Raw genomic sequence first — 20,042 nt, forward strand, 5'->3', positions numbered from 1 at the left:
TTAACATCAAAAATCCTTGCCCGGTTTGAAGAAGCAAGGTAGAAAATAGGTCTATATGAATACAAATCTTGCCAGCTTCATCGTGGGTATCATCACGGATGAAAATGATCGCTTTTACTTTGTTCAAAAGGACGGTCAGGTTTACGCTCTTTCTAAGGAAGAGGGAACGCATGAGCTGGGTCAGTCTGTCAAAGGCTTTGCCTATAGCGATATGAAGCAGAAGCTTCGTTTGACAACTCTCGAAGTTACAGCGACCCAAGACCAGTTTGGCTGGGGAACGGTAACGGAGGTCCGAAAGGATCTAGGCGTCTTTGTCGATACCGGTCTGCCGGATAAGCAAATCGTCGTGTCACTAGACATCTTGCCAGAGATCAAGGAACTCTGGCCTAAGAAGGGCGACCGCCTTTATATCCGTCTGGAGGTGGACAAAAAAGACCGCATCTGGGGTCAACTGGCTTATCAAGAGGATTTCCAGCGTCTGGCTCGTCCTGCCTACAATAACATGCAGAACCAAAACTGGCCAGCCATCGTTTATCGGCTCAAGCTTTCTGGCACCTTTGTCTACCTGCCGGAGAATAATATGCTGGGCTTTATCCATCCGAGTGAGCGCTATGCAGAGCCACGTTTGGGGCAGGTCTTGGACGCACGGGTGATTGGCTTCCGTGAAGTAGACCGCACGCTTAATCTCTCCCTCAAGCCTCGTTCCTTTGAAATGTTGGAAAACGATGCCCAGATGATTCTGACCTATCTGGAGAGCAATGGCGGTTTTATGACTTTGAACGATAAATCTTCACCAGACGACATCAAGGCTACCTTTGGAATTTCCAAAGGCCAGTTTAAAAAAGCTCTAGGTGGGCTGATGAAAGCTGGTAAAATCAAGCAGGACCCGACTGGAACGGAGTTGGTGTGAGGATAGAGAGTCTCATATCTAGAGCTGATGCTTGGAAGGATATGATCTTAAAGAAATGAAAGGAACCCATGAGAAAATCTTTTTACAGCTGGCTGATGACAGAGCGCAATCCTAAGAGCAAGGAGCCTAAGGCTATTTTGGCGGATTTGGCTTTTCAGGATACTGCCTTTCCCAAGCATACGGATGATTTTGATGAGGTCAGTCGTTTTCTGGAGGAGCACGCAAATTTTTCCTTTAACTTGGGGGAATTCGATGCTATTTGGGAAGAATATCAAGCCCATTAAGTGGATAGTGGCTAGGGATAGTCATTTTCTGCTTGCTTTGATATAATAAAGGTAATTTATTCAAAAAAATAAAATAGAGAGGTTCTTTGTTTGCAGGAACATTCAGTAGAATTGAAACTGGGCCATCCAGATGATGCCTTTCATCTCTTTGGCTCTAATGAACGCCATCTGCGCCTGATGGAGCAGGAATTGAAGGTAACCATTCATGCCCGAACCGAGATTGTGCAGATTTTGGGTACGGAGGCTGCCTGTGAGGAGACTCGACAGGTCATTCAGGCTCTGTTGGTCTTGGTCAATCGTGGCATGACCATCGGCACACCCGATGTTGTGACAGCCATTACCATGGTCAAAAATGATGAAATTGATAAGTTTGTAGCTCTTTACGAAGAAGAGATTATCAAGGATAGCTATGGCAAGCCAATTCGGGTCAAGACACTTGGTCAAAAAATCTATGTGGACAGCGTTAAAAATCATGATATTGTCTTTGGGATCGGGCCGGCTGGAACAGGGAAGACCTTTTTGGCGGTGACCTTGGCCGTGACAGCTCTCAAACGTGGGCAGGTCAAGCGAATCATCTTAACACGGCCAGCAGTGGAAGCTGGTGAGAGTTTGGGCTTTTTGCCTGGTGATCTTAAGGAAAAGGTTGATCCATATCTGCGCCCGGTCTATGATGCCTTGTATCAGATTTTGGGCAAGGACCAGACGACACGCCTTATGGAGCGAGAAATCATTGAGATTGCACCTTTAGCCTATATGCGGGGGCGGACGCTGGATGATGCCTTTGTGATTCTGGATGAGGCTCAAAATACCACCATCATGCAGATGAAGATGTTTCTGACACGCCTCGGTTTCCAGTCCAAGATGATTGTCAATGGAGACATCAGCCAGATTGACCTGCCTCGCAATGTTAAATCAGGACTCATTGATGCTCAGGAGAAATTGAAGAACATCTCCCAGATCGATTTTGTGCATTTCTCAGCTAAGGATGTCGTTCGTCATCCAGTGGTGGCGCAGATTATCAGGGCTTATGAACCAGCTCCTGTTAAAGAGGCTGCAACTGAGCCAGAAGAAATGGAATAACATACGAAAAGAGCAGATTTATTTCTGCTCTTTTTTGTGAGATTGATTTTAAAGTCGAAATTTTCAACTAAACGAGTTCGTCAATAGATGTGTAGTTCTTGTTGAGGCCTTCTGCAACTGGCTGGCTAGTGATGTGACCTTGGTAAGTTGTGACACCTTGGCGCAGTCCTTGGTCATCTGCAATAGCTTGTTTGAAGCCTTTTTCTGCCAAAGCCTCTACATAAGGAAGGGTAACATTGGTCAAGGCAATGGTAGAAGTGCGGGCTACAGCGCCAGGGATATTTGCAACTGCATAGTGGAGAACACCATGTTTTTCGTAAACAGGCTCAGTGTGAGTCGTTACGCGGTCAGCTGTTTCAATGACACCTCCTTGGTCAACAGCTACGTCTACAATGACAGAGCCTGGACGCATTTGCTTAACCATATCGTCTGTTACCAGTTTCGGAGCCTTTGCACCTGGAATGAGGACAGCGCCAATCACGACATCTGCCTCTCGAACGCTAGCTTCGATATTGAACGGATTAGACATAAGGGTCTGGATTTGGTGGCCAAAGACGTCTTCTAGGACAGACAGACGCTTAGCGCTGATATCCAGAATAGTCACTTGAGCACCCAGTCCTAGAGCGATACGAGCGGCATGAGTTCCCACGACACCGCCACCAATTATGGTAACTTTTCCTTTTGGAACGCCCGGTACACCGCCGAGAAGTACGCCAGATCCGCCTTCACGCTTAGTCAGGAAGTGGGCTCCGATTTGGACCGCCATCCGACCAGCCACCTCACTCATAGGTACCAAGAGTGGCAGTTGTCCATCTTGATCGCGGACAGTTTCGTAAGCCAGACCGGTTGTCTTAGCACTAGTCATAGCATCTGCTAGCTCAGGAGCGGCAGCCATGTGCAGGTAGGTAAAGAGCAAGAGGTCATCACGGAGGAATCCATATTCAGCTGCCAGAGGTTCTTTGACCTTGACCACTAGCTCAGCTGCCCAAGCTTCTGCAGCAGTAGGGACGATTTTTGCACCTTGCTTTTGGTAGTCTGCATCTGTAAAACCAGATCCCAGCCCAGCATTTGTCTCAATCAGAACTTCATGGCCTTTACCAACGAGGCTATGAACACCAGCTGGTGTCAGAGCGACACGATTTTCATTGTTTTTGATTTCTTTTGGAATACCGATTAACATAAAAAATATGCTCCTTTTTTAAGATGTTTTTATTGTATATGAAAACGCTTTAAAAATCAAGAAAAAATCAGAGTGGTTTGCTTTCATTAGTGAATTGTGCTATTCTGTTAAGAAAATCTAGGAGGTCCTAATGGAAAATATCTATGTCAAACTGGCTCGTCATACCAGACTGGAAACTGAGCGGTTGATTCTGCGCCCGGTGACCTTGGAAGATGCCCCGGCGATGTTTGAGTACGCTTCGGATGAGGAAAATACTCGCTATACCTTTGAGACAAACAAAAGCCTTGAAGAAACACGTAATAATATCGCTCTCTTTTATCTGGCTAATCCTCTGGGGCGCTGGGGAATAGAAGTGAAGGAGAGTGGCAAATTCATCGGGACTATTGACCTGCATAAGATCAGACTGGACTTGAAAACAGCGGCTATCGGCTATGTAATCAATAAAAAATACTGGAATCTGGGTTATACGACAGAGGCCAATCGCGCAGTCATCAAGCTGGCTTTTGAGCAGATCGGGATGAACAAACTTGTAGCGCTGCACGATGTGGATAATCCAGCATCTGGCCGAGTTATGGTCAAGTCTGGTATGAAATATTCCCATGAAGAGCCTTATGCGTCACTAGATAAGCATGAGAAAGGCCGCATTGTAACGCGGTTGCATTACTATCTGACTAGGGAAGATTATTTTGCAAAAAAATGAGAAAGGATATTGACAAGCACCTATCTACATGATATATTAGATAGGTACGCTGATTTAGCTCAGTTGGCAGAGCGCATCCATGGTAAGGATGAGGTCGCCGGTTCGATCCCGGCAATTAGCATATTGTAGGACAAGGTTGGGTTTTCCCAGCCTTTTCTTTTTGTCAATGATAGCAAATAGTGAAAAGCAAAGTTTCGGGGAGGGACAAAATAAAAATAGCTGCTTTTGTCTTTGCGGTGAGAGGTTGACAAATCTGCTCTGCTATTTTCCAAAACCCTGCCCTCGGCTCCCTAAAGTGAGTTAAAATATGATATAATAAGGTAATACTAGCAAAGCGGGTAAGATATGTATATCGAAATGGTAGACGAAACGGGTCAGGTTTCGGAAGAGATTCTTAAACAGACCCAGGAAATTTTGGAGTTTGCGGCCCAGAAAACGGGCAAGGAAAATAAGGAAATGGCTGTGACTTTTGTCATCAATGAGCGCAGTCATGAACTCAACTTGGAATATAGAGATACGGATCGGCCGACGGATGTGATCAGCTTGGAGTATAAGCCTGAGCTGGACATCGCTGTTGACGAGGAGGATTTGCTGGACCATCCTGAGCTAGCTGAGATGCTGGAGGATTTTGATGCCTATATCGGCGAGCTGTTCATTTCAGTGGACAAGGCGCGTGAGCAGGCTGAAGAATACGGCCACAGCTTTGAGCGGGAGATGGGCTTTTTGGCAGTGCATGGTTTTCTGCATATCAACGGCTATGATCACTATACGCCGGAAGAAGAAGCAGAAATGTTTGGTTTACAGGAAGAAATTTTAACTGCTTATGGACTCACAAGGAAATAACAAACGCAAATGGAAAAACCGAGATGTCGTCTCGAGTCTGGAATTTGCTTTAACCGGTATTTTTACAGCCTTTAAAGAGGAACGCAATCTGCGTAAGCATGTTCTTTCGGCTCTGGCAGTGATAGTTGCGGGACTGATTTTTGACTTGTCCGCTATAGAATGGCTCTTTCTCTTTTTGAGCATTTTTCTGGTCATTGCCTTTGAGATTGTCAATTCTGCCATTGAAAATGTCGTAGATCTGGCCAGCGATTACCACTTTTCTATGCGGGCAAAGAATGCCAAGGACATGGCGGCGGGAGCTGTTCTGGTCGTGTCTGGCTTTGCTGTTGTGACGGGACTGATTATTTTTGTTCCCAAGATTTGGGATTGGATTTTTTAAAGACTTGAAAATCGGGGGAGACTGCCGATTTTCTGCTGTTTTTATGGAAATATAATAGAGGTAGAATAATGACTTTTAAATCAGGTTTTGTAGCTATTTTAGGACGTCCTAATGTTGGGAAATCAACTTTTTTAAATCATGTTATGGGGCAAAAAATTGCCATCATGAGCGATAAGGCTCAGACCACACGCAATAAAATTATGGGAATTTACACGACGGATAAGGAGCAGATTGTCTTTATCGACACGCCGGGAATCCATAAGCCTAAGACGGCTCTAGGCGATTTTATGGTGGAAGCAGCTTACAGCACCCTGCGTGAGGTGGATACCGTCCTCTTCATGGTGCCGGCTGATGAGCCGCGTGGCAAGGGCGATGACATGATTATCGAACGCCTGAAAGCGGCTAAAGTACCAGTTATTTTGGTAGTTAATAAGATTGATAAAGTCCATCCGGATCAGCTTTTAGCGCAAATTGATGATTTTCGTCAGCAGATGGACTTCAAAGAAATCGTGCCGATTTCAGCCCTGCAGGGTAATAATGTTTCCCGTCTGGTTGACATCCTCAGTGAGAATCTGGAAGAAGGCTTCCAGTATTTCCCAGAAGATCAGATTACTGATCATCCGGAGCGCTTTCTGGTGTCAGAAATGATTCGGGAGAAGGTTTTGATGCTGACGCGGGAGGAAATCCCCCATTCAGTCGCAGTGGTCGTTGATAGCATGAAGCGAGACGAGGAGACGGACAAGGTCCATATCCGAGCGACTATCATGGTGGAACGTGACAGTCAAAAAGGCATTATCATTGGTAAAGGCGGATCCATGCTGAAGAAAATCGGATCCATGGCTCGGCGCGATATTGAGCTCATGCTGGGGGACAAGGTCTTCCTAGAAACCTGGGTCAAGGTCAAGAAAAACTGGCGGGACAAGAAGCTGGACTTGGCGGACTTTGGCTATAATAAGAAGGAGTATTGAGGTTTTCTAAGCTAGTAAGTGAGGTGATGGAAATGCCGTCATTATTCATTGATGAAAGAGGGCAGCAAAATCCAAAAAGTATTATCTTTTTGCATGCTTCGGGCTCTAGCAGTCAGATGTGGCGACACCATGTTGCTGCGCTTGAGCAAGATTTTCATTGCATTCTTGTGGATTTACCTGTTCACGGAGCCAGTCATAATATTGAGTGGACAAACTTTAATGATGTCGTGGAAATGATTGTGGTTATCATTAAAAGCAAAGCATATGGCAAGCCGCACTTGGTTGGGCTTTCATTAGGCGGTTCTCTCATTCTTAAGTTGTTGGAAAAACATTCTAGCCTTATAGATAGAGTCATTGTGGATGGGGCAAGCTCTCAGCCAATTAAGGGCTATCGCAAGATTATTGCCATTGTCTATCTAATCTCTTTCTTGAAAAATACTAAATTTGTAGCCAATTTCCTGACAAAGATGATGCAAGAGGACGGAGCACCTGTCCAAGACGTTCAGCGCTTTGTTGCAGATTTCCAAAGAGCTGAACGGCGCTCGTTTCGACGTGCGATGTCACAGGCAAATCTGTTGAGACTTGACTTACAGTTTGATAATCCTGCTTTCTTTATCTCAGGTGGGAAAGAAGCCGAAACCATTCATGACTGGCACCGCAGGTTGGCACATAAAAATGCTAGGTCTGAATGCGCCTATTATTCTGGCAAAGGGCATGCTTGGCTTTTTAGTGATGTGGATACGCATATTCAGCTGCTGCGCTATTTCTTTCAAAACGCTGCCTTTCCAGAGAAATTGAAGGGATTTTGATATGGACTATATTTCCTATATTCGCTCCAAGGTGGGGCATGATAAGGTTATTCTGAATTTTGCTGGTGGAATTGTAGCAGACGAGGACGGTCGTGTGCTTCTGCAGTTGCGAGGTGATAAGAAAACATGGGCGATTCCTGGTGGAGCTATGGAGCTCGGGGAGACTTCTCTGCAATCAGCCGTGCGTGAATTTTACGAAGAGACAGGCATTGCTGTTGAAGCCAAGCGCTTGCTGAATGTTTACACTAATTTTGACGAATCTTATCCTAATGGTGACAAAGTTCAGACGGTTGTCTTTCTGTATGAATTGCAGGCACTGGAGAATTTTGATATTTCCAATTTTCACAACGAGGAAACACTGCGTTTAGGCTTTTTTTCTAAAGAAGAAATAGCAGAGTTGGAAAATGTATCGGATAAACACCGCCTGATGCTGGATGAGTATTTTTCGGACAGCTTTGCTATGGGGCTTTGATATTGAGAATACTAAGAAAGGAGCTTTATGCCTGAATTACCTGAAGTGGAAACGGTTCGGCGAGGTTTGGAGCGTCTAGTTGTTGGCAAGACGATTGGGCAGGTGCGGGTCCGCTATGCCAAGATGATTGGAACGGGAGTAGATAGCTTTGTCCACGACTTGCCAGGTCAGACCATTGAAAGGATTGGCCGTCGGGGCAAGTATTTGCTCTTTTACCTGACAGGCGGAGTGCTAGTTTCCCATCTGCGAATGGAAGGTAAGTATCTTTTTTATCCTGATGCGGTGCCTGAGCGCAAGCATGCCCATGTCTTTTTTGAGATGACAGATGGTGGGACGCTTGTTTATGAGGATGTCCGCAAGTTTGGGACCATGGAACTGTTGAGAAAGGATCAGCTGGAGGCTTATTTTGCTTCCAGAAAGCTTGGTCCTGAGCCGACAGAGGCGAACTTTCTTTTGTCGCCTTTTGCAGCAGCTTTGAGTCGTTCCAAGAAGCCCATCAAACCCTATTTGCTAGAGCAGACCTTGGTCGTTGGTCTGGGCAATATCTATGTAGATGAGGCCCTTTGGCGGGCGCGGATTCATCCGGCAAGGCCAGCAACTAGTCTGAAGCCTGCTGAAGTGAAGCGACTGCGTGAGCAGATTATAGAAGTTTTGCAGCTTGGGATTGAAAAGAGAGGATCGACCATTCGGACCTATCGCAATGCTCTGGGTGAAGATGGCACGATGCAGGATTTTCTGCAAGTCTATGGAAAGACCGGTCAACCTTGTGCTAGATGCGGCAGCCCGATTGAGAAAATTAAGCTGGGCGGACGCGGTACCCATCTCTGTCCTCATTGCCAGAAAGCGAGGTAGCTGTCATGGTAAGAATTATCGGTATCACTGGCGGCATTGCCTCGGGTAAGTCAACAGTGACAGAGTTTTTGAGGCAGCAGGGCTATCAGGTCATTGATGCGGATCAGGAAGTGCATGAGCTGCAAGAGCCGGGGGGACGGCTTTATCAAGCTCTTTTATCCGCTTTTAGTCCAGCTATCTTACAGGAAGATGGTCGCTTGGATCGGCCCAAGCTGGGAGCTATGATTTTTGGGAATCCCGAACTCTTGGCCCAGTCCAGTCAAATACAAAACCAGATTATCCGCGAAGAATTGGCTGGCAGGCGAGATTTGCTGGCAGAGATGGAAGATATCTTTTTTATGGATCTTCCCTTGCTGTTTGAGTTACAATATGAAGATTGGTTTGACCAGATCTGGCTGGTGGACGTGACGGTGGAAACTCAGCTCAGTCGTCTTATGACTCGAAATGCTCTCAGTCAGGAAGAGGCAGAAAAACGCATAGCAGCTCAGCTATCTCTTCGAGAAAAACGAAAGAGGGCGGATGTGCTGATAGATAATAATGGCTCGCTTGAGGAAACTCGACAGCAGATTCGCGATGCTTTGCAGAAATTAGAAAGAAGATGATTTATCACGACACAAGTAAACTGGAAACATAACCTGAAAGTCGCTTGGTTTGGGAACTTCCTGACAGGTGCCAGCATTTCTCTGGTGACGCCTTTTATGCCACTTTTCGTGGAGCAGTTGGGTGCCAGAGGTCATGAGGTGGAGTATTACGCTGGGCTAGGGATTTCACTATCTGCAATCTCAGCGGCGCTACTCTCTCCTGTCTGGGGAAGTCTGGCCGACCGATATGGCCGTAAGCCTATGATGATACGTGCAGCTACTGCCATGGTTTTCACAATGGGCGGCATTGCCTTTGTACCCAATATTTTCTGGCTCTTGCTCCTACGCTTTCTAAACGGTGTCTTCGCTGGTTATGTTCCCAACAGCACAGCTCTGATTGCCAGTCAGGCTCCTAAGGAAAAAACGGGTTATGCTCTGGGAACTCTCTCGACCGGTGTTGTTGCGGGTAATCTTATGGGGCCCTTTATTGGAGGTCTGATTGCGGAGATGTTCGGTATTCGCAATGTCTTTCTCCTGATTGGCGGCTTCTTTCTAGTGGCAGCCTTGATGACCTTTTACTTGATTCGGGAGGATTTTGTGCCAGTGACCCGACAAGAAGAGGTAGGCTTTAAGGAATTGCTGCGCCAACTCAGGTATCCTAAGATGCTGATTAATCTCTTTCTGACCAGCTTTGTCATCCAGTTTGCAGCTCAATCTATCAGCCCCATCCTTGCCCTCTATGTCAGAGAGTTGGGGCAAAAGGACAATCTAATCTTTGTTTCGGGTCTCATCGTTTCTAGCATGGGACTTTCCAGCATGATGAGCTCCAGCATTCTGGGGCGTTTAGGAGACCGTATCGGCAATCACCGGCTTCTAGTGCTGGCTCAGTTCTATTCAATCCTGATTTATCTGCTCTGTGCCAATGCTGGCTCCCCTATGCAGCTGGGCTTTTATCGCTTTTTATTTGGCCTAGGAACAGGGGCGCTGATACCAGGTGTCAATGCTTTGCTAAGTAAGATAACACCCAAGTTTGGAATCTCTAGGATTTTCAGCTATAATCAGATTTTCTTTTATCTGGGCGGGGTGGTCGGCCCTATGTCTGGATCGGTCATTGCGGCAGCCTATGGCTATCATTCAGTCTTTTATGCAACAGCAGGGTTAGTTGCCGTCAGTATGTTGGCCAATCTCTTTAGTTTTCGAAATTTATTTAAAAAGAAGGATATCTAGTGCGCGTTAAAATAAATTTAAAATGTTCCAGCTGCGGCAGTCAGAACTATCTGACCAGCAAAAATACTAAAACGCATCCGGAAAAAATTGAGGTCTTAAAGTATTGTCCTAAGGAAAGAAAAGTTACTTTACATCTTGAATCCAAGTAGATTTTATGATAAAATAGATAGGATTTTAAGGAGTTTTTATTTATGTACAACCTATTATTAACCATTTTAGTCATTTTATCAGCTATTATTGTCATTGCAATTTTCATGCAGCCAACCAAAAATCAGTCTAGCAACGTCTTTGATGCCAGTGCCAACGACTTGTTTGAACGTCCTAAGGCACGAGGTTTTGAAGCTGTGATGCAGCGTATGACGGGAATCATGATTTTCTTCTGGCTACTGATTGCATTGGTATTAGCAGTATTATCTAGTAAATAAAATGGGCTCTGACTTCGTCTTGGCCTATTTTTTAAGTTTTAAAGAGATTTAGCAAGGATGAAGAAAACGCTCATTAAGAGAAGAGGAATATGAAATCAGAAATCATTGAATATTTAAAAGACAGGCAGCAGGCTAGCGTAGATGAGCTGGCGGCTGCTTTGGGGAAAGAGTCTTCCAAGGATTTTAGTAGCTTGGTTAAGACCATCTCCCAGATGGAAAGAAAGCATCAGATTCGCTTTGATAACGAGGGGCGGATTGAGCTTTATGAGAAGAAAAAGCAGGAGCGTCTGACGCTCAAGGGTGTTTTTCATGCTCACAAGAATGGCTTTGGCTTTGTCACCCTGAATGAGGAAGAGGATGACCTCTTTGTCGGCCGCAATGATGTCAATCATGCCATTGATGGCGATACGGTGGAAGTAGTCATCACCAAGGTGGCAGACCGTATCAAGGGAACGTCAGCCGAGGCTAAGATTATCGATATTTTGGAGCACAGCCTGACGTCAGCAGTTGGTCAGCTGGTTCTGGATGAAGAAAAGCCCAAGTACGCGGGCTACATCCGCTCGAAAAATCAGAAAATCAGCCAGCCTATTTATGTCAAAAAACCGGCCTTAGTTCTGGACGGTACAGAAGTACTCAAGGTTGCTATTGACAAATATCCGACCAAGAAACACGATTTCTTCGTGGCGAGCCTGGTCGATGTAGTCGGTCATGTCAACGATCCAGGTATTGATGTACTGGAAGTACTGGAGTCGATGGACATTGTCTCTGAATTTCCAGAAAAGGTCTTGGAAGAGGCCGAGCGAGTTCCGGATGTACCGACAGAGAGTGATTTGGAAGGACGTTTGGACCTGCGTGAAGAGATTACCTTCACCATCGATGGGGCGGATGCCAAGGACTTGGACGATGCTGTCCATATCAAGCGCCTGAAAAATGGCAACTTTGAGCTAGGCGTCCATATCGCAGATGTGTCCTACTATGTCAAAGAAGGCTCTGAGCTGGACAAGGAAGCCCTCAATCGGGCGACTTCAGTCTATGTGACTGACCGCGTGGTGCCTATGCTGCCGGAGCGCTTGTCAAACGGAATCTGCTCTCTCAATCCCAATGTGGACCGGCTGACCCAGTCGGCTATCATGGAGATTGATGCCAAGGGGCGCGTGGTCAAGCATACCATTACTCAGACTGTCATCAAGACGACCTTCCGCATGACCTACAGTGATGTCAACGACATCATTGCTGGAAATCAGGAAAAAGCTGAGCAGTTCAAGGAAATTGTGCCTAGTATTGACAGTATGGTCCAGCTGCATGAGATTCTGGAAAGCATGCGCTTTAAACGCGGTGCGCTCAACTTTGACACCAATGAAGCCAAAATCATGGTCAACAAAGAAGGACGGCCAGTGGATATTGTCCTGCGTCAGCGGGGAATTGCTGAGCGCATGATTGAGTCCTTTATGCTAGCGGCTAATGAGACGGTGGCTGAGCATTTTGCTAGGTTAAATATGCCCTTTATCTATCGGATTCACGAGGAGCCTAAGGCGGAGAAGGTGCAGAAGTTTATCGACTACGCCTCTAGCTTTGGGATTCGGATATACGGGACTGCTAACTCTATGAGTCAGCAGGCTCTGCAGGATATTATGGAGGCGGTCCAAGACCAGCCTTATGAGGATGTCCTGTCTATGATGCTTCTGCGCTCCATGCAGCAGGCACGCTACTCTGAGCACAGTCACGGCCACTATGGTCTGGCAGCGGAGTTTTATACGCATTTCACCAGTCCGATTCGCCGCTATCCGGACCTTCTGGTTCACCGGATGGTGCGGGATTATGGCAAGTCTAAGGAAATAGCAGAGCATTTTGAGCAAGTGATTCCAGAAATTGCCAGTCAGTCTTCCAGCCGGGAGCGTCGGGCTATCGAGGCCGAGCGCGAAGTCGAAGCCATGAAGAAGGCTGAGTACATGGAAGAATTTGTTGGAGAAGAATTTGACGGCGTGGTTTCAAGCGTGGTCAAGTTTGGACTCTTCGTTGAACTGCCCAATACGGTCGAAGGCTTGATTCATGTTACCAACCTGCCAGAGTTTTACAGCTACAATGAGCGGACGATGACCCTGCAAGGAGAAAAGTCCGGCGTGGTCTTCAAGGTCGGTCAGCAGATTCGCATCAAGCTGGTTCGAGCGGATAAGGCTACGGGCGAGATTGACTTTGAATACCTGCCTAGTGAATTTGACCTGGTAGAAAAGACTAGCAAGAGTGGCAGAGGCAATTCAGGTAGAAAGAGACGCCGTGAGGATGACAAGCGCAGCCATTCTTCCAAAGAAAAAGGCTACAGAGATAAGAAAGATAAGAAGTCCAAGAAAGGCAAGAGCCAGAAGGCATTTTACAAGGAACTAGTCAAGAAAGGAGCCAAGCATGGCAAAGGGAGAAGGAAAGGTCGTCGCGCAAAATAAAAAGGCCAGACACGACTACACCATCGTAGACACCATCGAGGCTGGCATGGTGCTGACAGGGACGGAAATCAAGAGTGTCCGCGCTGCCCGTATCAATCTAAAAGACGGCTTTGCCCAGATCAAGAACGGTGAGGCCTGGCTTAGCAATGTCCATATCGCCCCTTATGAAGAGGGCAATATCTGGAACCAAGAGCCTGAGCGCCGCAGAAAGCTGCTGCTGCATAAGAAGCAGATCCAAAAGCTGGAGCAGGAGACCAAGGGAACTGGTATGACGTTGGTGCCGCTCAAGGTCTATCTCAAGGATGGCTATGCAAAGCTGCTCCTGGGCCTAGCTAAAGGGAAGCACGACTACGACAAGCGCGAGTCCATCAAACGCCGCGAGCAAAATCGCGACATCGCAAGACAGATGAAGAACTTTAATACAAGATGAAAGACTGGGCGACCGGTCTTTTTTAGTTTTATATTAGTGATTTTCATCTACAGTAGCTATCTTAAATTGTTTATTGTCAAATTTACTAAACAGAAAAGTTCTGAGCACTTTTCCACTTGTCAAGTCTGTGCTTTTCGAGTATGATAAAGACAGTTAAATTATTCGGAGCTTGGCTTTCAGAGAAAGGATTTTTTATGACAGAAGAATTGCTAGCCTATAAACGTATGCCGCTGTGGACGGCTGAGACCATGCCAGAGGCAGTGAAGAGAAAGCACAATACCAAAGAGGGAACTTGGGGAAAAATCACTGTTCTCAAGGGACGCCTTAAGTTTGTCGAGATGTCTGAGGAAGGTGAGGAGCTGGATGAGCACATCTTTGAGGCTGGTCAGGACAATCCTTTTGCCCAGCCCCAAGCTTGGCATCGGGTCGAAGCCCTGACAGATGATTTGGAGTGGTATTTGGAGTTTTACTGTCGGCCTGAGGATTATTTCCCTAAGAAATACGGCAGCAATCCAGTGCATTCAGAGGTTTTGGAAGCCATGCAAACAGTCCGGCCAGGACGGGCTTTAGATCTAGGATGTGGTCAAGGTCGCAATGCTCTTTTTCTGGCTAAGCAGGGCTTTGAAGTGACGGCTGTAGATCAGAATGAGCTGGCACTGGAGATCTTACGTAGCATTGTGGAGCAGGAGGATTTAGATCTTCCAGTGGGTACCTACGATATCAACTCAGCTAGTCTGATCCAAACTTATGATTTAATCGTTTCCACTGTTGTCCTTATGTTCCTGCAGGCAGAGCGGATTCCGGATATTATCCGAAATATGCAAGAGCACACAGCGCTTGGTGGCTACAATCTCATCGTCTGTGCCATGGATACAAAAGACTTTCCATGCTCTGTTCCCTTTCCTTTTACTTTTAAGGAAGGCGAGCTTGCCAAGTATTACAAGGACTGGGAGCTGGTTAAGTACAATGAAAATCCTGGTCACCTCCATCGACGTGATGAAAACGGCAATCGAATTCAGCTGCGCTTTGCGACTATGCTGGCTAAAAAGGTTCAGTAGAAAATGCTAAGACAGAAGTTGATTTTTGAAAATTTAGCTTGGCCCACTTATTTTGAGGTTCTGGTTTAAAAGGTCTGGGAGACAATTCAAATTGTCTCAGCCACAATATTTTTTGAACATAATAAAGCTAGACTGAGACATTTTTGTCTCAGTCTAGCTTTATTTTAGTAAAAAACTTTAGAAATATTTTAGAATTTCTTGAGAAATATCTGAAGTTTGGAGGCTATACTAGAAAGTGCAAGGGGGAGAGAAAAGAGCTGGAAGCAACAGGACAGCTGATAGAAACTTTAGTTTTTCTTTAAGTGTGACTCTAGATCAGATCACTTTTAAAAGCAGACTGAAAGACCTTATTTTCTCCTCTTGCGGCAAATTTTTCCAGACTTTCAGTTTTCTGTTGACGAGGAAAAAAGAATATGTTAAAGTAAATGAGTAAAATAAAAAAGTCAATTATATTTTACTTAATATACAAGGAGGAACTCATGAAGAAAAGAACCAAAATCATTCTAACTTCTACGTTGACTGTGACCGGCCTAATCTTGGCTGCCGGTGGCTATTGGGCTTATAAGACCTTTGTCCCTCAGGAGACACCGATCGATAAGAATGCCACAGTGAGGACCAATTACTATCAGGCCATCAATAAAAAATGGCTGGAAAAGGCAGAGATTCCTAGCGATCAGCCGTCTAACGGTGTGTTTTATGAACTGAACGAGCAGGTCAAGGACAAGATGAAGGCGGATGTTAAAAATCTAGTCTCTGGTAAGGAAGAGTCTACGATTGAAGGCATGCCTGAGTTTATCAAATACTACCAGCAAGCTACTGACTTCAAGCAGCGGGAAAAGGATGGCTTAGATCCTCTCAAGTCCTATCTCAAGGAAATTGAAGACTTGTCCGATCTAAAGGACCTAGCTGTCAAGGCTGTTGACTGGGAAAAGCGTGGTCTAGCACTGCCGTTTACCTTTGAAATTAGTTCTAACCTAGAAAATACCAATCAGAAACAAGTGAATCTGTCCAGTCCAAGTCTTATGCTGCCGGATAAGAGCTATTATGAAGATGAAGGTGCTAAGAAAAGGATGATGGATCCGCTGGAAAAAGCATTCAAAGAAGCCATGCAAAAGCTGGGCTACAGTGAAAAAGAGAGCGAAAAGATTGTCAAAGAAGCCTTAGAATTTGATGGAGAATTGGCCAAGTATGCCCAAAGTAATGAAGAAACTTCGGAAATTAAAAATCTTCACCACCCTAAGACGGCAGAAGACATCAATGCCTACTCTGATACCTTTAAGTTTCACGATATTATCAATGACTATCTAGGCCAGGAATCTGGTGATGTCAATGTACCTAACCCTAAGTATTATGAAAATTTTGCCAAGGTAGTCAACGACAAGAACTTTGCCAAGCTCAAATCTTGGATGCTTGTGAAGCAAGCCGCATCAGCATCTAGTTTTCTAACCGATGACTATCGGCTGATTTTTGCAGAGTACCAAAAATCCTTGCAAGGTACTAAGGAAGCAACTTCAAAAGAAGATGCAGCCTACAATCTGACAACAGGAACTTTTTCAGATGTCTTCAGTCTTTACTATGGACGCAAATATTTCGGTGAAGAAGCCAAGCAAGAAGTGACCCAAATGGTCAAGGATATCAAGGAAGTCTATCGGGAACGTATGCTGAAAAACGAATGGCTATCAGAAGAAACCAAGCAGAAGGCAGTCAAGAAGCTGGATACTATGAAACTCTATATCGGCTATCCTGAAAAAGTTCGCGAAGTGACTAAGGCCTTGAAGGTAGACGATAAAAAATCCTTCTTTGAAAATGCAATTGCTTTGAGTCAAGCAAAACATCAATATGATGTTGAGCACTTCTCTGAGCCAGTAGACAAGGACGAGTGGGTCATGCCTTCCTATGATATCAACGCTTACTACTCACAGGAAAATAACAGTATCAACTTCCCAGCCGCAATCCTGCAGAATCCATTCTTTGATGTTAAGCAAGAAATGGAAAAGAACTATGGCGGTATCGGTATGGTTATCGGTCACGAGATTACTCACGCCTTCGACTCAAACGGTGCAAACTTTGATGAAGAGGGAAATTTGAACAATTGGTGGACTGAAGCAGATAAGAAAGCTTTTGACAAGAAAATTGAAGCTGTTACCAAGCAGTGGGATGGTATTGAAATCTACGGTGGCAAGGTCAATGGCAAGCTTACGGTAACAGAAAATGTAGCCGATGCGGGTGGACTTTCAGCCACTCTCGAAGTTGTGAAAAAGAAATATCCAGATGCAGACTTGAAGAATTACTTTGAAAACTATGCCAATATCTGGAGAAGTAAGGCCAGTCTGCAATTTAACCAACTTCTCCTGAAGGTAGATGTCCATGCTCCGTCCGAGCTTCGGGTCAACCAGCAACTCAAAAATGTTGAGGCCTTCTATGAAACCTATCCAGAAATCAAAGAAGGAGATGCCATGTATCTGGCTCCAGATAAGCGGGTCAGCGTATGGTAAGATTGCTTGTCTAGAGAAGCCGGTAAAATAATCTAAGCTATGAAGCACAACCAGTTTGGTAATAGGAGAAAAGTTTGTTCTTTTCTCCTATCCACTCTTTCCTGCGACACTTGCGCGGCTGCGGGTTGTGCCTCTGCAGCCACGTGTCTTTAAAGTCAGATTTTATCTGGCTTTTTTCTTTTACAAAAAAATTTTTATACAGCTTGATATAAATCTATGGAAATTTATACAAGAGGTTTGGAGGGGCTGCTAGGTATACAGCTAGAGTAATTTTTTCCTAGGGGAATTTATTCATTTTAGCTAGCAGAAGGGGTTTTGGAAACGCTTGCAACCATAGCAAGGGAATAGTATACTAAATATGCGATAAATATTTTATCAATTAATATACAAAGGAGAAACTGATGAAAAAGAAATTTTTCAGTTGGGCTATTCCAGCCTTGATGCTTCTTACACTCTTCCCTTTTCAGGCTGTCTCAGCCTGTACCGGCTTTATTATCGGCAAGGATTTGACGACGGATGGTTCGACTCTCTATGGTCGAACAGAGGACCTGGAACCCAACCACAACAAGAATTTTGTGGTGCGGGAGCGCAAGTATAATAAGGCTGGTGATAAATTTGTAGATGAAACCAACGGCTTTAGCTTTGATTTGCCGGCTGTTAGCTACAAGTATACGGCGGTACCGGATGTGACACCAGAGCAAGGCGTTTTTGATGAGGCCGGTTTTAATGAGGAAGGCGTTTCTATCTCTGCGACGGTCTCGGCCAGTGCTAATGATGATATTCAAAAAGTAGACCCTTATGTCAAGGACGGTATTGCTGAATCAGCTTTAACTTCTGTAGTCCTGCCTCATGTGAAAACAGCCAAAGAGGGAGTAGAACTACTAGCCAAAATTGTCAGAGAAAAAGGTGCAGCCGAAGGCAATATCGTGACGATTGCCGACAAGACGGGTGTATGGTATATGGAAATCCTTTCTGGCCACCAATACGCTGCCATCAAGTTTCCAGATGACAAATACGCTGTTTTTCCAAATACATTTTTCCTAGGCAGTGTAGATAAGAATGATACTGAAAATACCATCTTATCAGCTGATCTTGAAAAGATAGCGCAGGATGCTGGCACCTATAAGGAAATCAATGGTAGCTTCCATGTAGCCCAATCCTATAATCCGCCACTGGCAGAAGCTGACCGCTCTCGGGTTTGGTCTGGTATCAAGGCGCTGGATCCCAATGCAGATGTGCAATATGACGATGAATACTTTGAACTCATGCACTCAACGAGCGACAAGCTTAGTCTGCGTGATGCGATGAACTTGCAGCGCAATCGCTTGGAAGGAACAGACTTCAAACCGCAAGATCAGATGGAGCTAGACGGAAAAGGGATTCCAGATAAAACCAAAGCTGACCCAGTTTATAAATATCCTATTTCTAATCCAAATGTCATGGAGGCCCATATTTTCCAGCTCAAGGAGAATTTACCTGCCTCTACTGGAGGAGGAATTCTCTGGCTAGCCATGGGAAGTCCGCGCAATGCTCCATATCTCCCTTACTATGGCAATATCAGCAATACCTCTCAGCCTTATCAGGAAATGAGTACAGCCTACAATGAAAATTCCTGGTATTGGACTGTTAGCCGCATCAATGATTTGGTTGCAAAATACCCAGAACTATTTGAAGATGGCTCTATTCGCAGTGAAATTGAGCGTATGGAAAGTCAATGGATAGAGGAACAGCCTGCTCATGACAGCGAGCAGATTAGTCTGTCTGAACAGCCAGAACAAGCCAGTCTGAAAGCAACAAAAGATTCTATGGAGCGAGCGGATTCAGTCTTTAAGCGCCTTAAGGAAATCCAGAAGATTGCTGAAGATAAGGTCGTGGCCGAATATGGTACAAGTGCTTTAGAAGAGATTGAGGAGTTAGAGGACTCTGACACAGAGGAGACAATTCGTCTGGAAGATTTTGACTACGATATTGCTATTGCAGGAGGTATCTTTGTGCTGACAGTCATTGGAATAGCGATTTATCTTGTCAAAGGAAAAAATAGAAAAGGAGCAGACAGTCATGAATAAAACAAGAAGAATTGCTCTCTATATCTACTTAGTTCTAGCTGGTATCGGCTTGCAGTTTGAGCTTGGGGACATGGCGGAGAAGGATGTCACCTTAGAAGCTGGCCGCGACTTGGTTCTGAACTTAGCTGTTTTAGCTGCCTTTTTCCTGCCTTTCTATTTCTTGATTAAAAAACTCGCCAAAAAGTTATCAGTTGAGACGATTGTTCTAGGAACAGCGCTCTTTGGAGGTGCCTTTATCTCTGGCTGGCTCAGTTTTGCGGGCAATAGCTTGATTGATATTATTAACTCTAACTTCATCAAGGATCCCGTTGTTTTCAATGATTGGACCAATGCACTGACAGCTCCTTTTGCAGAGGAATTTTTCAAGTCTCTGACAGCCTTTGCCGCTCTCTACATTTTGGGGCGCAAGGATATTCAGTCTGTCTTAATCGCTGGACTGAGTTCGGGCTTTGGCTTTCAAGTCATAGAGGATATTGCCTATGTATCCAGAGTGACTTTCGGAGAACAATATAGTGGTTCCTTAGAAGCAGTTGGCCGAATTGCTGGCGGATTGGCTTCACATACTCTCTATACAGCAGTGGTGACCGTTGGGGTTTATCTTCTGTTCTCCACGGCTTACAAGAAATATCGTCTCTTTGGTCTCTGGTGCGTCGTGTCAACCGTTGCCAATCACTTTATTTGGAACTCTCCTTTCTTCGAAACAGAGCATCGAATTAACATCGTTGTCGGTTTCTTATTTGCCTTTCTCGTTGCTACCTTTATAGAAGTCTACCGACTGGTTTTGAAGGAGAAAAAGATAGATTTAGAAATTTAAATAATTTTCAGGGGATATATCAAACAAGAGC

At 45.1% G+C, this 20,042-nt stretch carries 21 protein-coding genes and 1 tRNA gene; 21 read left to right on the plus strand and 1 reads right to left on the minus strand.

What is annotated here, in order from left to right; translation table 11 throughout:
* The first annotated feature begins 55 nt into the window (after positions 1 to 55).
* The 3 genes from cvfB (at position 56) to DQM55_RS03910 (ending at position 2,274) form a co-directional block, all read left to right on the plus strand.
* Positions 56 to 910 (plus strand): RNA-binding virulence regulatory protein CvfB, encoded by an 855-nt coding sequence (cvfB, locus tag DQM55_RS03900; RefSeq protein WP_111675533.1) that lies wholly within the window; start codon positions 56 to 58, stop codon positions 908 to 910.
* Between the two features lie 68 nt (positions 911 to 978).
* The gene (locus tag DQM55_RS03905; protein WP_002894860.1) at positions 979 to 1,194 is read left to right on the plus strand and encodes a YozE family protein; all 216 of its coding nucleotides are present in this window, start codon (positions 979 to 981) and stop codon (positions 1,192 to 1,194) included.
* A 90-nt stretch (positions 1,195 to 1,284) separates the two neighbouring features.
* Positions 1,285 to 2,274, plus strand: a complete 990-nt coding sequence (locus DQM55_RS03910) for a PhoH family protein (protein WP_145980188.1) — start codon at positions 1,285 to 1,287, stop codon at positions 2,272 to 2,274.
* Between the two features lie 67 nt (positions 2,275 to 2,341).
* Here the strand turns inward: DQM55_RS03910 and ald are convergent, their stop codons facing one another.
* A complete protein-coding gene (gene ald / locus DQM55_RS03915; protein ID WP_111675534.1) occupies positions 2,342 to 3,454 on the minus strand; it encodes an alanine dehydrogenase in 1,113 nt (370 codons plus the stop codon).
* Positions 3,455 to 3,584: 130 nt separating this feature from the next.
* Here ald and DQM55_RS03920 point away from each other — a divergent pair, with 130 nt between their 5' ends.
* The 18 genes from DQM55_RS03920 to DQM55_RS04015 all read left to right on the plus strand — a co-directional run bounded on the left by DQM55_RS03920 (position 3,585) and on the right by DQM55_RS04015 (position 20,011).
* On the plus strand, positions 3,585 to 4,154 hold the full coding sequence (locus DQM55_RS03920) for a GNAT family N-acetyltransferase (RefSeq protein WP_111675535.1): 570 nt from the start codon (positions 3,585 to 3,587) through the stop codon (positions 4,152 to 4,154).
* Between the two features lie 48 nt (positions 4,155 to 4,202).
* Positions 4,203 to 4,275 (plus strand) — tRNA-Thr (locus DQM55_RS03925).
* A gap of 224 nt (positions 4,276 to 4,499) precedes the next feature.
* Positions 4,500 to 4,997, plus strand: a complete 498-nt coding sequence (ybeY, locus tag DQM55_RS03930; RefSeq protein ID WP_111675536.1) for an rRNA maturation RNase YbeY — start codon at positions 4,500 to 4,502, stop codon at positions 4,995 to 4,997.
* Positions 4,978 to 5,376, plus strand: a complete 399-nt coding sequence (locus tag DQM55_RS03935) for a diacylglycerol kinase family protein (RefSeq protein WP_002894866.1) — start codon at positions 4,978 to 4,980, stop codon at positions 5,374 to 5,376. The genes ybeY and DQM55_RS03935 overlap by 20 nt, the downstream gene beginning before the upstream one ends.
* A 68-nt stretch (positions 5,377 to 5,444) precedes the next feature.
* Positions 5,445 to 6,344, plus strand: a complete 900-nt coding sequence (era, locus tag DQM55_RS03940) for a GTPase Era (RefSeq protein WP_002931140.1) — start codon at positions 5,445 to 5,447, stop codon at positions 6,342 to 6,344.
* 26 nt (positions 6,345 to 6,370) lie between these two features.
* Positions 6,371 to 7,153 carry an alpha/beta fold hydrolase gene (locus tag DQM55_RS03945; RefSeq protein WP_111675537.1) on the plus strand — a complete coding sequence of 261 codons (783 nt, stop codon included), beginning with the start codon at positions 6,371 to 6,373 and terminating at the stop codon, positions 7,151 to 7,153.
* A 1-nt stretch (position 7,154) separates the two neighbouring features.
* On the plus strand, positions 7,155 to 7,625 hold the full coding sequence (locus DQM55_RS03950; protein WP_111675538.1) for an NUDIX hydrolase: 471 nt from the start codon (positions 7,155 to 7,157) through the stop codon (positions 7,623 to 7,625).
* A 27-nt stretch (positions 7,626 to 7,652) separates the two neighbouring features.
* Entirely contained in the window at positions 7,653 to 8,477 is an 825-nt protein-coding gene (gene mutM / locus DQM55_RS03955) for a DNA-formamidopyrimidine glycosylase (RefSeq protein WP_111675539.1), read from the plus strand.
* Positions 8,478 to 8,482: 5 nt separating this feature from the next.
* Positions 8,483 to 9,079 carry a dephospho-CoA kinase gene (gene coaE / locus DQM55_RS03960; protein ID WP_111675540.1) on the plus strand — a complete coding sequence of 199 codons (597 nt, stop codon included), beginning with the start codon at positions 8,483 to 8,485 and terminating at the stop codon, positions 9,077 to 9,079.
* A gap of 3 nt (positions 9,080 to 9,082) precedes the next feature.
* The gene (locus DQM55_RS03965) at positions 9,083 to 10,285 is read left to right on the plus strand and encodes a multidrug efflux MFS transporter (protein WP_312022649.1); all 1,203 of its coding nucleotides are present in this window, start codon (positions 9,083 to 9,085) and stop codon (positions 10,283 to 10,285) included.
* Positions 10,285 to 10,434: a 50S ribosomal protein L33 gene (rpmG, locus tag DQM55_RS03970; RefSeq protein ID WP_072074309.1), complete on the plus strand. Its 150-nt coding sequence runs from the start codon at positions 10,285 to 10,287 to the stop codon at positions 10,432 to 10,434. The genes DQM55_RS03965 and rpmG overlap by 1 nt, the downstream gene beginning before the upstream one ends.
* 42 nt (positions 10,435 to 10,476) lie before the next feature.
* Positions 10,477 to 10,710 (plus strand): preprotein translocase subunit SecG, encoded by a 234-nt coding sequence (secG, locus tag DQM55_RS03975; RefSeq protein ID WP_002894878.1) that lies wholly within the window; start codon positions 10,477 to 10,479, stop codon positions 10,708 to 10,710.
* An 89-nt stretch (positions 10,711 to 10,799) separates the two neighbouring features.
* Positions 10,800 to 13,148: a ribonuclease R gene (rnr, locus tag DQM55_RS03980; protein ID WP_111675542.1), complete on the plus strand. Its 2,349-nt coding sequence runs from the start codon at positions 10,800 to 10,802 to the stop codon at positions 13,146 to 13,148.
* On the plus strand, positions 13,111 to 13,578 hold the full coding sequence (gene smpB, locus DQM55_RS03985) for an SsrA-binding protein SmpB (RefSeq protein ID WP_002894882.1): 468 nt from the start codon (positions 13,111 to 13,113) through the stop codon (positions 13,576 to 13,578). The genes rnr and smpB overlap by 38 nt, the downstream gene beginning before the upstream one ends.
* A 194-nt stretch (positions 13,579 to 13,772) precedes the next feature.
* On the plus strand, positions 13,773 to 14,636 hold the full coding sequence (gene tehB, locus DQM55_RS03990) for an SAM-dependent methyltransferase TehB (RefSeq protein ID WP_111675543.1): 864 nt from the start codon (positions 13,773 to 13,775) through the stop codon (positions 14,634 to 14,636).
* Positions 14,637 to 15,061: 425 nt separating this feature from the next.
* Positions 15,062 to 17,131, plus strand: coding sequence for a M13-type metalloendopeptidase (locus DQM55_RS04000; protein WP_111675544.1), 2,070 nt, complete (start codon positions 15,062 to 15,064; stop codon positions 17,129 to 17,131).
* A 401-nt stretch (positions 17,132 to 17,532) separates the two neighbouring features.
* Entirely contained in the window at positions 17,533 to 19,197 is a 1,665-nt protein-coding gene (locus tag DQM55_RS04010) for a C69 family dipeptidase (RefSeq protein ID WP_048774260.1), read from the plus strand.
* Positions 19,190 to 20,011, plus strand: a complete 822-nt coding sequence (locus DQM55_RS04015; protein WP_111675545.1) for a PrsW family glutamic-type intramembrane protease — start codon at positions 19,190 to 19,192, stop codon at positions 20,009 to 20,011. The genes DQM55_RS04010 and DQM55_RS04015 overlap by 8 nt, the downstream gene beginning before the upstream one ends.
* Positions 20,012 to 20,042: the final 31 nt, after the last annotated feature.

It is taken from the genome of Streptococcus sanguinis (assembly GCF_900475275.1).
GTDB classification, from domain to species: Bacteria; Bacillota; Bacilli; order Lactobacillales; family Streptococcaceae; genus Streptococcus; species Streptococcus sanguinis_N.

Excerpts from the sequence above, each read along its gene's own strand:
- cvfB (WP_111675533.1), top strand. The coding sequence starts at position 56 with ATGAATACAAATCTTGCCAGCTTCATCGTGGGTATCATCACGGATGAA.
- DQM55_RS03905 (WP_002894860.1), top strand. The coding sequence starts at position 979 with ATGAGAAAATCTTTTTACAGCTGGCTGATGACAGAGCGCAATCCTAAG.
- ald (WP_111675534.1), bottom strand. The coding sequence starts at position 3,454 with ATGTTAATCGGTATTCCAAAAGAAATCAAAAACAATGAAAATCGTGTC.
- DQM55_RS03920 (WP_111675535.1), top strand. The coding sequence starts at position 3,585 with ATGGAAAATATCTATGTCAAACTGGCTCGTCATACCAGACTGGAAACT.
- ybeY (WP_111675536.1), top strand. The coding sequence starts at position 4,500 with ATGTATATCGAAATGGTAGACGAAACGGGTCAGGTTTCGGAAGAGATT.
- DQM55_RS03935 (WP_002894866.1), top strand. The coding sequence starts at position 4,978 with ATGGACTCACAAGGAAATAACAAACGCAAATGGAAAAACCGAGATGTC.
- era (WP_002931140.1), top strand. The coding sequence starts at position 5,445 with ATGACTTTTAAATCAGGTTTTGTAGCTATTTTAGGACGTCCTAATGTT.
- DQM55_RS03945 (WP_111675537.1), top strand. The coding sequence starts at position 6,371 with ATGGAAATGCCGTCATTATTCATTGATGAAAGAGGGCAGCAAAATCCA.
- DQM55_RS03950 (WP_111675538.1), top strand. The coding sequence starts at position 7,155 with ATGGACTATATTTCCTATATTCGCTCCAAGGTGGGGCATGATAAGGTT.
- mutM (WP_111675539.1), top strand. The coding sequence starts at position 7,653 with ATGCCTGAATTACCTGAAGTGGAAACGGTTCGGCGAGGTTTGGAGCGT.
- coaE (WP_111675540.1), top strand. The coding sequence starts at position 8,483 with ATGGTAAGAATTATCGGTATCACTGGCGGCATTGCCTCGGGTAAGTCA.
- secG (WP_002894878.1), top strand. The coding sequence starts at position 10,477 with ATGTACAACCTATTATTAACCATTTTAGTCATTTTATCAGCTATTATT.
- rnr (WP_111675542.1), top strand. The coding sequence starts at position 10,800 with ATGAAATCAGAAATCATTGAATATTTAAAAGACAGGCAGCAGGCTAGC.
- smpB (WP_002894882.1), top strand. The coding sequence starts at position 13,111 with ATGGCAAAGGGAGAAGGAAAGGTCGTCGCGCAAAATAAAAAGGCCAGA.
- tehB (WP_111675543.1), top strand. The coding sequence starts at position 13,773 with ATGACAGAAGAATTGCTAGCCTATAAACGTATGCCGCTGTGGACGGCT.
- DQM55_RS04000 (WP_111675544.1), top strand. The coding sequence starts at position 15,062 with ATGAGTAAAATAAAAAAGTCAATTATATTTTACTTAATATACAAGGAG.
- DQM55_RS04010 (WP_048774260.1), top strand. The coding sequence starts at position 17,533 with ATGAAAAAGAAATTTTTCAGTTGGGCTATTCCAGCCTTGATGCTTCTT.
- DQM55_RS04015 (WP_111675545.1), top strand. The coding sequence starts at position 19,190 with ATGAATAAAACAAGAAGAATTGCTCTCTATATCTACTTAGTTCTAGCT.